The organism is Mesorhizobium sp. (assembly GCF_004962925.1).
In the GTDB taxonomy this organism is placed as follows: Bacteria; Pseudomonadota; Alphaproteobacteria; order Rhizobiales; family Rhizobiaceae; genus Mesorhizobium.
On the sequence record NZ_SUEO01000064.1, the window covers coordinates 1 to 14215 of the forward strand.

Annotated in this window: 9 protein-coding genes; 6 read left to right on the forward strand and 3 right to left on the reverse strand. The window is 63.3% G+C overall.

The features are described from left to right. Positions 1-1439 (forward strand): GGDEF domain-containing protein (locus E5W87_RS15015; protein WP_367118832.1); only part of this gene is annotated, 1439 nt, incomplete at its 5' end. A 74-nt stretch (positions 1440-1513) separates the two neighbouring features. Here the strand turns inward: E5W87_RS15015 and E5W87_RS15020 are convergent. Next, positions 1514-5137, reverse strand: coding sequence for a hypothetical protein (locus tag E5W87_RS15020; protein WP_292398597.1), 3624 nt, complete (start codon positions 5135-5137; stop codon positions 1514-1516). Positions 5138-5237: 100 nt separating this feature from the next. Further along, a complete protein-coding gene (locus tag E5W87_RS15025) occupies positions 5238-7466 on the reverse strand; it encodes a hypothetical protein (protein WP_292398600.1) in 2229 nt (742 codons plus the stop codon). Between the two features lie 315 nt (positions 7467-7781). Here E5W87_RS15025 and dnaK point away from each other — a divergent pair, with 315 nt between their 5' ends. The 3 genes from dnaK to pmtA all read left to right on the forward strand — a co-directional run bounded on the left by dnaK (position 7782) and on the right by pmtA (position 11791). Beyond that, a complete protein-coding gene (dnaK, locus tag E5W87_RS15030) occupies positions 7782-9698 on the forward strand; it encodes a molecular chaperone DnaK (RefSeq protein WP_292398603.1) in 1917 nt (638 codons plus the stop codon). A gap of 211 nt (positions 9699-9909) precedes the next feature. After that, the gene (dnaJ, locus tag E5W87_RS15035) at positions 9910-11040 is read left to right on the forward strand and encodes a molecular chaperone DnaJ (protein WP_095484655.1); all 1131 of its coding nucleotides are present in this window, start codon (positions 9910-9912) and stop codon (positions 11038-11040) included. A 142-nt stretch (positions 11041-11182) separates the two neighbouring features. Next, the gene (gene pmtA, locus E5W87_RS15040) at positions 11183-11791 is read left to right on the forward strand and encodes a phospholipid N-methyltransferase PmtA (protein ID WP_292398607.1); all 609 of its coding nucleotides are present in this window, start codon (positions 11183-11185) and stop codon (positions 11789-11791) included. 42 nt (positions 11792-11833) lie between these two features. On the opposite strand, the gene E5W87_RS15045 is transcribed toward pmtA, so the two are convergent. Next, the gene (locus E5W87_RS15045) at positions 11834-12841 is read right to left on the reverse strand and encodes an alpha/beta hydrolase (protein WP_292398610.1); all 1008 of its coding nucleotides are present in this window, start codon (positions 12839-12841) and stop codon (positions 11834-11836) included. Positions 12842-12974: 133 nt separating this feature from the next. On the opposite strand from E5W87_RS15045, the gene E5W87_RS15050 reads away from it, so the two are divergent. Together E5W87_RS15050 and pyrF are read left to right on the forward strand one after the other, a co-directional pair. Continuing rightward, positions 12975-13571, forward strand: a complete 597-nt coding sequence (locus E5W87_RS15050) for an NADPH-dependent FMN reductase (RefSeq protein WP_292398612.1) — start codon at positions 12975-12977, stop codon at positions 13569-13571. A 20-nt stretch (positions 13572-13591) separates the two neighbouring features. Beyond that, positions 13592-14215, forward strand: a 624-nt coding sequence (gene pyrF / locus E5W87_RS15055; protein ID WP_292398645.1) for an orotidine-5'-phosphate decarboxylase, incomplete at its 3' end; no start/stop codon positions are given.

Sequence of the window (14215 nt, forward strand, 5' to 3'; positions counted from 1 at the left end):
CCATTCTTGAGCCCGCTCCCGCCCTACCGTATCGGCCCGAAAATGGCCAGTCGTCGTGGCGGAAAGACCATGCTGCTGCCCTGCGTCAGCCGCGGGCGTCCAACTCGACGAAATCAGACGATTCGAATCCGAGGCTTTTCTTATCAGATTGGATAAAGGTTTCGGAGTATGCCCGGCGGCGATCCAGACCATGCAAAAGGCCGCGTCTCGGCGTAACAGGAACATTGAATTTGATGGACGGGGCGATCGTCAGGACCACACTCGCGTTGATAAGCCCTGGAATATTGTTTGTCTTTGGGATTGCCTTCGTCTGCGCCTGGCTTATCGAACGAAAGCGAAGCTATCTCCTTGTGTTGGCGAGCGCGTGCGGTTTATTTGCTCTCGGCGCCATATCCCAAATTCTCGGTTGGCCGTCAGGGGCCGGACCCAATGCAATCGTGTCCGGCGCTCTCTATACATCGGCTGTCCTCGCAGCGGTCGAGGGTATCCTCCTCCGCTCGGGAACGAGGCTTGGCCTCAGGATGGACGCGGCGATCCTGATCGGATTCACGCTACTGCTGGCGTATTTCTTCTACGTGGATCGCAACCTTCTTGCCCGGGTCTACATCCAGAATTTCGGGTACGGGATCATCCTGCTCATTGCCGCAGTGCGACTCTCGCCGCTTGCGGATGGCCGCTACGTTGACAGGGTGCTGTTCTGGGTTCTCCTGGCCTTCGCGCTGCATTTCTTTCCGCGAACCTTGTTGACGATCGGGCTTTCGGCGCCCGCCGATAAAGCAGCCTTCGCGAACTCGATGTTTTGGCAGTCACTTCAGCTTTCCCTTGCCGTGCTCGGCGCGGGCCTCGCCCTGGCAATCCTCGCCGCCGCCGTTGCCGACGTGATCGACGATCTCCGCCGGGAGCGCGATGTCGACCCGCTGACCGGCGTTCTGAACCGGCGCGGTTTCGAAGAGCGCGCCTCGGCCTATTTACGAAAGAGCGGAAAAGGCACCACATCTCTCGTCTTGTGCGACGTAGACCATTTCAAGAGCATCAACGACACCCACGGCCATGACGTTGGCGACAGCGTCCTGCGAGAGGTCGGACGCGTGCTGCGCAAATCAGCGCGCAAAGGGGATATTGTCGGCCGGCTCGGCGGCGAGGAATTCGCGGTGTTTCTTCCAGATACCAATGCCGAGGAAGCCTATGAATGCTCCGAACGATTAAGGATCGCCATCGAGGAGACCAGTTTTGCCGCGCTGAAGGGCGCCGGGCTGCTCACCGCGAGTTTCGGCGTGGGGACATTCAAACCCGGCGAAGCCTGGTCGAGCCTGTACAAACGGGTCGATGCAAGGCTTTACGAGGCGAAGCGGACTGGACGCAATCGTACGATTGCCGATGAATTTTCGAGTTTGAAGGTCGATGGCGGCCGACCCGTACTCGACGACACCGCGCGATGAAAAACCCCGCCGGATTGCTCCGGCGGGGTCTTGGGTGTTGCGATGCAAGACTACGGCTTGTTACGCGCCGCCCCCTACTGGAGAGTTCGCGGCCTGCGTCTCTGCACAGGCTGCTGCAGGATGTTCGGGTTCAGCAGCAGGTTCGGATTGATCTGCAGCGTCGGTTGCCGGTGGATCGGGGTGCAGTCGGGATACTGTCCGACTGTTCCGACCGGGCAGCGCCGCTTGATGATCGGCTGGCACTGGCCGTTGACCAGCCGTGAACCGGGCGCGCACTCCACCTGCGGCCGGCGGCATGCGCCTCTGATCACCTCGGTCCCGCGCGGGCAGACACAGGCACCGCGCTTGTTGTGAACCTGGCCGCGGATGATGCACTGTTCCACCGTCGGCTTCTTGACGATCGGCACGCAGGCCCTGCCCTTCAGTTCCGTCCGTCTCGGGCAGACGCAGTCGCCGTTCTTGGTGCGGATCTGCCCGGGCAGCAGTTTGCATTGCTCCACTACCGGCGGCTTTTTCCGGATCGGCCGGCAGGCGTCGCCCCTTAGCTCCGTCCCTCTCGGGCAGATGCAATCACCATCCTGGGTACGGATCTGGCCAGGCAGCAGCTTGCACAGGCGTGCCGGCGGCTCGTCGGTCGACACGCAGCTGCGGTTCTCCAGCTCGGTTCCGCGCGGGCAGATACAACGCCCGTCGGAGGTTCGGATCTGGCCCTTGAGCAGCACGCAGCGCTGCGGGTCCTTCGGTTTCGGTATGATGACCGTGCCGCCACCGGACGAGCACAGGCCGTTGCGGAAACTTGTGCCTGGCGGGCAGACACAGTTGCCAGCTTCGTTCATCACGAACCCTGCCGAGCACTCCTTCTTCGTCTCATGCTTGATGGTGAAGGGATGGCAGGCATAGGCCTTGCCGCGATCGCCCTGCACGTTGGCCGGGTCGCGGGAGAGCACCTCGCCCGCGCCTCGCACCGGCGTGTCGGGGGACAGCACGCCGACGCAGTTCTGGCCGCTGACCGTGCCTTGCAGATTGGCCAGGCGGCCGTCGTCGGGAATGATCACGGTCACACGGTGGACGTGGCTTTCCCCGGCGCCGAGCGTCAAATTGGCGATGCAGGACGCGGGCAAAGTCGACGGTTCCGGCGAACAGCCGAAGGGCGGGTCGATCGAGGTGATCGCAACGCCTTCCAGCCGGCCGAGGCCTTCGACGCCGATCGCATCACCGATGCGAACCGGGCCGGAGAAGGCGCTCTCGCCATCATTCGCGATGGTGATCTCGAACGAGCAGCGTTGGCCGACCCGACACTCGGCATCGCCGGTCTTCTCGACACGGATGGTGGCAGGGCCGCCGCCTTTTGCGCAGGCCCTGCCGATCGGATAGACGATGTCGTCTCCCGGCGCCGGGCCGTAGGAGCCGCGCGCGCAGTTCTCGAATTCGCCGTTCGCAGCAACCGTCACGTCGAAGTGGCGGCTGGTTCCGGGCGTCATCACGGCGCCGGGAACCTGGCACGACAGAGTATTGGCCGGAACCGGTCCGCACACCCATTCCGCGCCGTCGGGAGTGACGGTCTGGAGCTGGACGGGCGCGCCGCCGGCCACCAGCGTGGCGGCATCGTTGACCCGCACCGGACCGGTGGGGGCAGTGGTGCCGGTGCTGATGACGGTGATGCGGCACGTGACGGCCGCAGCACCGGCCAGCGCTCCGCCGCACACCTTGGTGATGCGGATGGCCGGCTTGCCGCCATCACGGATGCGTTGCTTGGCGCAGGCCCTGTTGTTGGTGAGGTCGTTCTCACCGGGGATCGCCTGCACTTCGGCGCAGTTCTCGACGATGTCCGGCCGGTAGCCGGCCGGCATCACCGCCTTGACGAAGATTGGCGTAGAGGCTCCCGGCGGGAGCACGATACCGGCATTGTCGCAACGGAACTGGCCGGGGCCGTTCGGTCCGCACGTCCAGGGCGGAGTCGGGCCGAAGGCCGACGATGCCGGCGCACCGCCTGGATAGGTGTCGGTGACCGTCAGCGGCCCGTCATAGGGGACGCTGCTGTTGTTGATGATGTCGATTACGAAGGTGCAGACGCCATCGGCCGTGCAGACCGGGGTGCGGGCACGCTTCTTCAGGATCAGATCGACCTTCTTCTCCACCGGCGGCCGGCAGTCGCGATCACGGTCGCCACGCCGGCAGATCGGGATCGAGGCGCAGCCGCGATCGTTTTGCTGGCTGCCGAACAGCGGCTTGCCGCTGGCCCCATAATTATAGGCGGCGCAGTTGCGCAAGACGCGGCCTTGCCAGCCTCCGGCAGGCTTGAAGCCGAGCTTGAGGTCGACAGAGGCACCCGGGTTGAGCGTGGTCACCGGATGGGTGCATGTCATCGGGGTGGCCGCCGGCGCACAGGCCCAGGGCGCATTCGGTCCTGAATCGAGGGTGGATCCGGCAGGCAACGTCACTTCGTCGAGCACGATCTTGCCGTGATAGGGTGCTGTGCCGACATTGGTGACCCTGATGGTGAAATCGCAGCCGCCGCCCATCGTGCAACGCGGGACATCGGCGCGTTTTTCGATCTTGAGATCCGGTTCCCTGTCCTTGGGCGGGCACCTTTGGTCACGCGGAATGACGATTTCAATCGTCTGCGTGCAGCATAGGCCCCAGCCCTCCTCCGGGCCGGCATAGGTTTCGATGCCGGTGACGACGAGGTGGATGATGTCGCCGGGTGACGCACCGACGATCTTCCAGTTGAGCACACCGCCGCCGGCCGGCACCAATTGCGTGTCGGGGACGATGGTGATGCCGGGTGTCGTCGTCGAGAGTTGCACCCACTTGCCAGCCATCTCGGCGCCGACCGGCATATGGTAGATGAAGGCGCCGCCACCGGGCACGCAATCGACCGTACCTCTTTCCACCTTGAAGCATTCACGATCGCCGGGAGGTGGAGGCGGCGGATTGCATTTGGTGACGTCGATCCTGATCGAGGTCTTTTCGCCGGTGAGGATGTTGCCGTCGTCCGGCTTGCTTGGATCCTGCGACGGGATGATGGTCCCGGTGCCGGGTCCGACGTTTATCTCGATCTTGCCCTGATTGGCGATGATCGCCGGCGAGGCAAACGCCGCATGGTCGATCTTGGCCGTGATCCGGAAATTGATGATGCGCTCGTTCGGAGCGCCGACGCCGTCAAGATCGGAGGCGGAGATCCGGAAATCGGAAACATCAGCCGTGTCGTTGGGATTTGCCGACGTGCTGATCGAGGCTTCGGGCAACGGTCCGCCGGACGCATCCGTGCCGTCGCCGGACACATGCACGCCAACGATCCGCAGGCCATGCGGAAGCTGGTCCTTGAAGTCGATCTTGGTTTTTTTCAGCGCAGCCGCGAGGCTGGGGTTGGCAAAGGCTTGCGGGTTGCCGCGCAGGCCAAAGCTCAGGGAATACACGACATAGTCGCAGCCTCGTTGTCTGCCTTTCTTGGTGAAGAAAGGCACGACCCGGCCGGGCCGCGGATTGACGATGCGCGGATTGTCGAGGTCGAGCTCGAAATCCGGACTGGCGGTTTCGAGCGGACCGGAATCGGCGGGCTTGTCGATGTCGGCCTGGCTGGTCTGGACCGGAACAAGGTCCTGAGCGAAGCCTTGCGCCGGGGCCAGCATGGCGACCGCGATACCGGCCGCCATCAACCAGCGCGCGCCGCGCCTGGCGAGTGACAGCGGTTTCATGGTCGTCTCCCAGACTCTTGCCTGGATGGTTGCTTGATTGCCGGTTGGCTGGGTGCACGGGGCGAGCGGGGAAAGTATTGAAATGCTCATCTTCCCCTCCTCAACGTTCGCAGCTGACGGCTGGGGTTCTGAGCGGCACAGTCATCTTGCAGCAAGGGAAGTAGCCGCCCTTGTCGCGATCGGACTGCCTGTAGAAGCAGAGCCCGACATCGACCGTGTCACCAGGATAATGGCCGGTGATGCCGATCGTGTAGGGCGCGCCGGGAGCATGCGAGAGGGGTGAGGTCACCCCGACGCCTGATGTCCTGGACAGAGCCTTGATCGAATCGCCGCCAAAACCGGCATGGTCACGGAGATAGAGTTCGGCCTCGAGGCCGGCGGGCGTGCAGAAATACCTGACATCCTCGACATCGAGGCAAGGAGGCACGCCACCGGGGGGCGGGAAGTCAGGCGGATAGAAAGGTGGCAGGTAACCGCCGCCCGGTACCTGCTCGTAATAACCGGCACGGCCCTCGCAGGGGTGCCAGACCTCGACATCGCCGACATGGCCTTCAACTTCGGGGTCTTCGAAATAGCCGTCGAAGTCGACGAACCACGAGCCGAAGGGTGGCACGTTGGCCGGCTTGACCAGCGCCGTCGGCGTGATCTGAACGCCGTGCACGGCGAGCGGCCCGCCGCCGGCAAGCTGTTCGGCAAGCGCGGGATTGTCGCGCAATTTGTCGCCTGACATAACCAGCGTCTCGGTGCAGACTGATGGGTCGAGATTGCCGTCGGAATCATAGCCATATTGCAGGTCGAGGCCGCCGGCCGACTGTCGGTTGTCCTCGGGGAAGCCGACCGCATATTCCTGCGGCATTTCCACCCAGATTGAAGCCGTCGCCGGATCGTCGGGATTTTCGCGCCAGTAGCGGATGACCTCTCCCTTGCCGGAATCGGCGAACTGGCTGTAGTCGTAGCGGTTCTCCACCGGGCCGCGCTGGGCCAAGTACATGAAGCCGCTGATATCGAGAGCGATGTCGGTTATCGCTTGGTCCTTGTCGGCCTTGACCGTCAGTTCCCAGCGTGGATCGCCGGCAAAGCTGCCGTCGCGGGCAACGCCCACCGACCAGATCTCGGCCTTTTCACCGACCGAATAATAGAGCCGGCCGCCATGATAGGCGACGGACCAGACGCGGCGCTCGTCCTGCGTGTAACCCCAGCTGTCGGGGTCTTCGCTGTCGAAGGCAGCGTCCTTGATGTCCATCACCGAGCCATCGTCGGCAAGCGGGGCCAGCCCATGCGCCGGGCGCCCGGCAACGCCGTGGTCGAACATGTCGACTGGCGTGCCGTTGGCGTCGATGCGGTGTATGAGACCGGTGTCGAGGTCACTGGCGAAGAGCTGGCGGTGGATATTGTCGAAGGTGATGTCGCCGACGCCGGGACCGCTGTTGGTGTCGATGTCGGCGAATTTGTTCACCTGGCCGGTGACGCCGTCGATCTTCCAGATCGTGCCCGGTCCGCCGCCGTTCTCGGTGCCGAACTGGCCGTCCATGAAAGTGGCGCCGGCAGCACCGCGACGCTGCCGCTCGGGGCGCCCGTCCGCATCTTCGTCTGATGTGACGATGCGGATGCCGTGCAGAGAGCTGGCGCCGGCATAGAGGTTGGGAATGCCTGAGGAAACGCCGTCGCGGACGCCGTCGTCATAGGTGATGCCGAACACCTGGCCGATCTGCTCGGCTGTCACTTCGAAGGGCGGCGGCGTGAAGACGAGCTGGCCGGAGGCCGGCCCGCCCAGCCTTGAAACGTCGAAAACGCGCAAGGTAGCGCGCGTCCGGTCGATGAAGGTTTCATCGACCGGATCGACGCCTGGCGGCAGGCCTTCTTCGAAATTGGGAATGACGGTGCCGGAAAATCCTGTCACTGCCATCGAGCCCGGATGGATGATCTGCGTTTCCTGCGCCTGGGCGGCCCCGCCAAGCCACACGGTGGTGGCGAGCGCCAGCGCCAGAAAACCGCTGCTTACCAAGAATCCACTGGTTGATTGGATCGTACGGCGCAAGTAGCCAGCACGAGAGCGCACGAACGCGCCGTGGTCGCAAGACATGGAATTCCCCCCGCGGGCGGGAGAAACATCCGGTCTTGCCGCGCAAATCAGGGCAAGGCGCGACGTTCCGGCACGTTTTTCCCTGATCGAATTGTCTGCTTTCCTCGCAGTCACGATACGCCGGCTCTTACGCAGGGTCAACGGAATCAGCGGAAAGCCCAGCGGATCGACCCCATCCCGCAAGCGGTGATCGCGCTGAGCTCCCGTTGTTTCCGAAGACCGCGGAGCCTCTGGATTTCCAGTCATGGGGCTTTCCTTTCCGGTGCCGCACCATGCGGCACCTAGGTGTCAGTCGCGAACGGACGCGGAAAGGTTCATGGGAAGCGCTGGACGGCCTGGGCTCACCGTGTCATGGCCGGAGGACACCTCGCCGGCCCGAGCAAAGGATGTTGGGCGGCCTTGCGCAGAATGCTTGCGCGCCGCGCAGCCTGTTCTTATATACGCGCCAAGCCGTTCGACGCCGGAATGCCGGTTGCCGAAGCGGAATTTCTTGTGAACAGGGGCTTTCGTCGGAACGCCTGTACGGGTCCTGAGAGCCTGCTTAGCGGAGAGACTAGAAAAATGGCAAAAGTAATCGGTATCGATCTGGGGACCACCAACTCCTGCATCGCCATCATGGATGGTAAGGAATCGAAGGTCATCGAGAATGCGGAAGGCGCGCGCACGACCCCTTCCATCGTCGCCATCAACAGCGATGGCGAGCGCCTCGTCGGCCAGCCGGCCAAGCGCCAGGCGGTCACCAATCCTGAAAACACCATCTTCGCGGTCAAGCGCCTGATCGGCCGCCGCTATGACGACCCGGTGACGGACAAGGACAAGAAGCTTGTCCCCTACAAGATCGTCAAGGGCGACAATGGCGACGCCTGGGTCGAGGCCGGCGGCAAGAAGCAGTCGCCCAGCCAGATCTCGGCAATGATCCTGCAGAAGATGAAGGAAACGGCGGAAGCCTATCTCGGCGAGAAGGTCGAGAAGGCAGTCATCACCGTTCCGGCCTATTTCAACGACGCCCAGCGCCAGGCTACCAAGGATGCGGGCAAGATCGCCGGCCTTGAAGTGCTGCGCATCATCAACGAGCCGACCGCGGCCGCACTTGCCTACGGCCTCGACAAGAAGGAAGGCAAGACGATTGCCGTCTATGACCTCGGCGGCGGCACGTTCGACATTTCCGTGCTCGAAATCGGCGACGGCGTCTTCGAGGTGAAGTCGACCAATGGCGACACCTTCCTCGGCGGCGAAGATTTCGACATGCGTCTGGTCGAGTATCTGGCGGCCGAGTTCAAGAAGGAACAGGGCATCGACCTGCGCAACGACAAGCTCGCCCTTCAGCGCCTCAAGGAAGCGGCCGAAAAGGCCAAGATCGAGCTGTCGTCCACCACGCAGACCGAGATCAACCTGCCCTTTATCACCGCCGATGCGACCGGCCCCAAGCATCTGACGCTGAAGTTGACGCGGGCGAAGTTCGAGAGCCTGGTCGAGGATCTCGTCCAGCGCACGATCGAGCCCTGCAAGGCAGCGCTCAAGGATGCCAGCCTGAAAGCCGGCGAAATCGACGAGGTCGTCCTGGTCGGCGGCATGACCCGCATGCCTAAGATCCAGGAGATCGTGAAGCAGTTCTTCGGCAAGGAGCCGCACAAGGGCGTCAATCCGGATGAGGTCGTCGCATTGGGCGCCGCCATCCAGGCCGGCGTTCTGCAGGGCGACGTCAAGGACGTGCTGTTGCTCGACGTGACGCCGCTGTCGCTCGGCATCGAGACGCTGGGTGGCGTGTTCACGCGCCTGATCGAGCGCAACACGACGATCCCGACCAAGAAGAGCCAGGTGTTCTCGACGGCCGAGGATTCACAGTCGGCCGTGACCATCCGAGTCTTCCAGGGCGAGCGTGAAATGGCCGCCGACAACAAGGCGCTCGGCCAGTTCGACCTGGTCGGCATTCCGCCGGCGCCGCGTGGCGTGCCGCAGATCGAGGTCACTTTCGACATCGACGCCAACGGTATCGTCAACGTCTCGGCCAAGGACAAGGGCACCGGCAAGGAGCACCAGATCCGCATCCAGGCGTCTGGCGGCCTTTCGGACGCCGACATCGAGAAGATGGTGAAGGACGCCGAAGCCAATGCCGAGGCTGACAAGAAGCGGCGTGCGCTGGTCGAGGCCCGCAACCAGGCCGAGGCGCTGGTGCATTCCTCGGAGAAGTCGCTGAAGGAATATGGCGAGAAGGTTTCCGAGGCCGACCGCACGGCGATCGCCGATGCGATCGCGGCGCTGAGGACCGCTGCCGAAGGCGACGACGCGGCTGAGATCGAGGCCAAGACGCAGGCGCTCGCCGAAACCTCGATGAAGCTCGGCCAGGCCATGTACGAGGCTTCGCAGAAGGAAGCCGCGGAAGCCGACGCCAAGGCGGATGCCGCCAAGGACAGCGATGTGGTCGATGCCGATTTCGAGGAAATCGACGAGGACGACGACAAGAAGAAGTCGGCCTGAACCGCCTGATGGCAAGTTAAGGCAGAAAGCCCGGTGCAAAGCCGGGCTTTTTTGCAACTCTGGCCGAAAAAGTGCGGGCCTGATCGAAAAAATGCGGGCAAGCCCGTGTCGACACTGGCATCCCGGCCCCATCGCACCTAAATCGGAACAGCGTGCCGGCAAACGACGCAACAAGGCTTCAAGACGTTGAGTATCCGGACTGCAGGAAAAGATGAAAGCTGATTTCTACGAAACGTTGGGCGTGCAAAAGGGGGCCGACGAGAAGGAGCTCAAGAGCGCTTTCCGCAAGCTCGCCATGCAGTTCCATCCCGATCGCAATCCAGGCGACCATTCCTGCGAGCACAAGTTCAAGGAAATCAACGAAGCCTACGAAACGCTGAAGGACCCGCAGAAACGCGCGGCCTATGACCGTTTCGGCCACGCCGCCTTCGAACAGGGCGGCATGAATGGCGGCGCGCAAGGCTTCGGCGCCGGCGGCTTCGCCGACATCTTCGAGGATATTTTCGGCGACATGATGGGCGGGCGCCAACGCCGCTCCTCAGGTGGCCGCGAGCGCGGCGCCGACCTGCGCTACAATATGGAAATCACGCTGGAGGAGGCGTTTGCCGGCAAGACAGCGCAGATCCACGTGCCGGCCTCGATTTCCTGCACGGAATGCTCCGGCACCGGTGCCAAGCCCGGCACCCAGCCCGTCACCTGCTCGATGTGCAATGGCCACGGCAAGGTGCGCGCCACGCAAGGGTTCTTCTCGATCGAGCGCACCTGCCCGCAATGCCAGGGGCGTGGCCAGACCATCAAGGAGCCGTGTCCGAAATGCGCCGGCCAGGGCCGCGTCACCGAGGAGCGCTCGCTGTCGGTCAACATCCCGGCCGGCATCGAGGACGGCACCCGCATCCGCCTTGCCAATGAGGGCGAGGCCGGCCTGCGCGGCGGCCCATCGGGCGACCTCTATATTTTCCTCGCGGTCAAGCCGCACGAATTCTTCCAGCGCGACGGCGCCGATCTCTACTGCAAGGTGCCGATCTCGATGACGACGGCCGCGCTTGGCGGCTCCTTCGAAGTGGCGACGCTGGACGGCACACAGACGAAAGTGAAGGTGCCGGAAGGCACCCAGAACGGCCGCCAGTTCCGCCTCAAGGGCAAAGGCATGCCGGTGCTGCGCCAGCACAATGTCGGCGATCTCTATATCCAGACCGCGGTCGAGACGCCGCAGAACCTTTCCCGCCGCCAGCGCGAGTTGCTGGAGGAGTTCGAGCAGCTTTCCTCGAAGGACAATTCGCCCCAGTCGAGCGGCTTTTTTGCCCGCATGAAGGACTTTTTCGAAACCTTCAGCGAGCGCTGATGCCTATTCTCGCCAATCGGGTGTAGAGTGCAACTAAGGCGAAGCTTCCCTAGCGTCATCAACATCTTATACCGGCATCCGCCTTGCCTTGGACCCCGTAGCTGCTAAGTAGCCTCTCGGGGGAGCGTTCAGGAGAACTTGCATGGCACATGGTCCCGGACTGCGAAAAGCGCTGGCGGAGAAGTTCGACGACGAACTGAAGTTCTTCAAGGGCTGGATCGACAAGCCGAAGGCGGTCGGTTCGATTGTGCCGACCAGTTCCATTACGGCCCGCAAGATGGCCTCCGTCATCAATCCGAAGTCGGGCCTGCCGGTGCTCGAAGTCGGGCCCGGCACCGGTGTCATCACACGAGCCATCCTCGCCCAGGGCGTAAAACCTGAAAATCTCTATGCGGTCGAATATTCCACCGATTTCGTGCGCCATCTGCGCCGGCTCTATCCCGGCGTCAACGTCATCGAAGGCGACGCCTTCAACCTCGATGCGACGCTCGGCGACAAGAGCGGCCTGACCTTCGATTCGGTCGTCTCCGGCGTGCCGTTGCTCAATTTCCCGGTCGCCCAGCGCATCGCCTATATCGAAAGCCTTCTCGACCGCATCCCGACAGGCCGCCCGATCGTGCAGTTGACTTACGGCCCGCTGTCGCCGATCCCGCCCGGCCGCGGCGACTACACGGTCGAGCATTTCCATTTTGTCATCCGCAACATCCCGCCAACGCAGCTTTGGATCTACCGGCGCGGCAAGGGCAAGTGAGACCAGGCAACTGACGGGCCCTCGGGTTTGCGAGCAGGCCGATCACGGCGCAGCGGATTGGTTCGCCAATCGATCTAGGAAGCCTGTGAGGTTTTCGAGCGCCTTCTCCCCGGCGCTGCGTTCGAGATCGAACTGATATTCATGCGGCAGGGGCGGACTGTAGTCGTCCGGAAAGAATAGCGTGTCGACGTCGACGCCCTGCGCTCTGATCGCCTGCGCCATCAAGGCGGATTGCGGCGCCAGCGGATCGGCATTGCCGACCGAGACGAACGCCGGCGGAAACTGCGGTGTCAGGTACCGGTTTACGGAGAATTCGGCAACATGAGGGTCGTCATCCAGCTGCTTCGTGCCGAGATATGACCACATGACGGTTTTGATGAGCCCGGCGAAAGACCCGTCAGGCGTAATAATAGCGGCATCGTAGACGCCGCAAAACAGCGCGATGCCTCTCAGTTGGGCGCGCTCGATGGCAGGATTGACGCCGACCATGGCGGCATAGGCCGGATTGCCGACCGTTGCGGCCAACTGGGCGACGATCTGCGAGCCGGCGGAATCGCCGGCGAGAAAAAGCCGGTTGGGATCGATCCGGTAGCGGCCGGCATGGCGGGAAAGGAAGGCAAGCGCCTTGTTGGCCTGGAGAACCGGGGTCGGATAGCGCGCGCCCGGGGCGACGGAATAGCCGACGGAGACGGTGACATAGCCGCGCCCGGCCAGGATTTTCAGGTAGTTGGAAATGTCGGCCTTATTTCCGGCAACAAAGCCGCCGCCATGCACCCAGACGATTGCCGGCAAGGCTCGGCCCGAGGCCTGCGCCGGGAAGAAAATGTCGAGACGTTCATCCGGACCGTCGCCATAGCGCTCGTCGCGCAGTCCGTTCACATTGGCTGGTACGTGCTTTTCAAGCGCGCGGTTCTTCTCCACCGCATCCTTGTGGAAGGCATAACGGATCAGAAGGACCGAAGGCCATGGGCTGAAGGTGAACGCGGCGTAGCCGGTCGCGATGGTCGCCACCAGACCGACAAGGATATAGCCGACCCACCTCAATCTCATGGCTGCACCCTAACCATGGCATCGGACTCCGGCAAAGCGCCAGTGCCAAGGGCGGTTAACAAGCCTCGGCAATCTCGGCTATTGATTCGGCCCGCGCATCGCCTATAGCTGCGACGACAGCAAGAGAACAGCGATGCCGGTCATCCCGAAAATTCTCGTCTTCGCGGGCTCGATTCGCGCTGGCGCCTACAGCGGCAGGACCGCCGATGTGGCGCAGAAGGAACTCGCCATGCAGGGCGCCGAGGTGACCCGCATCTCGCTTGCCGACTATCCGCTGCCGATCCTGGACGAGGACCTGGAAAAGGAAAAAGGCGTTCCCGAAAACGCCATCAAGCTTGCCCGGCAGATCGCCGCCCATGACGGGCTGCTGATCGCGACGCCCGAATATAACGGCTCCATCCCGCCGCTGCTCAAGAACACCGTCGACTGGGTGAGCCGGGTGCGCATGGATGGCGGGCGGTCGTTCAGGCCGTTCACCGGCAAGCCCGCTGGCCTTTGTTCGTCTTCCAAAGGATACTTCGCCGGGGTACGCTGCATCAACCATCTGCGCGCCGTGCTGGTGCGCTGCCAGATGGAGGTGATAACGCCGGAGTGCTCGGTGCCGGAGGGCGGCAACGCCTTCGACGGCGACGGGAATTTCAGGGACGAAAGACTGCACAGATCGATGGAGCACCTATGCCGCACGCTGATCGAAACCTCGCGCATGCTGTCCAACCGGATCGAGGCTTGATCCAGGAGCGCGCCAGCACCATGCAAGACAGGCTGATCGTCGGCCTCGACGTGCCGACGCTGAAGGATGCCGAGAAGGCGGTGCGCGAGCTCGACGGGGTCGTCTCCTTCTACAAGATCGGCTACCAGCTCGCCTTCGCCGGCGGGCTCGACTTCGCCCGCGAGCTCGCCAGCGGCGGCACCAGGATCTTCCTCGACATGAAGCTGCTCGACATCGACAACACAGTGGCCAAGGGTGTCGAGGCCATTGCCAGGATGGGCATGACCATGCTGACGCTGCACGCTTATCCGAAGACGATGAAGGCAGCGGTCGAGGCCGCCAGGGGCAGCGATCTCTGCCTGCTTGGCGTCACCGTGCTGACCTCGATGGACGAGCAGGACGTGATCGACGCCGGCTATGAATATGACCCGCATACGCTGGTGCTGAGGCGCTCCGAGCAGGCGCTGCATGCCGGCATGGGCGGCATCGTCTGCTCGGCCGAGGAAGCGGAAGCGGTGCGCCGGATCGTCGGGCCCAACATGGCCGTCGTCACGCCGGGAATACGGCCCAAAGGCAGCGACCATGGCGACCAGAAACGCGTCGTCACGCCGGCGCAAGCGATCCGCAACGGCTCCAGCCATCTCGTCGTCGGCCGGCCGATCGTC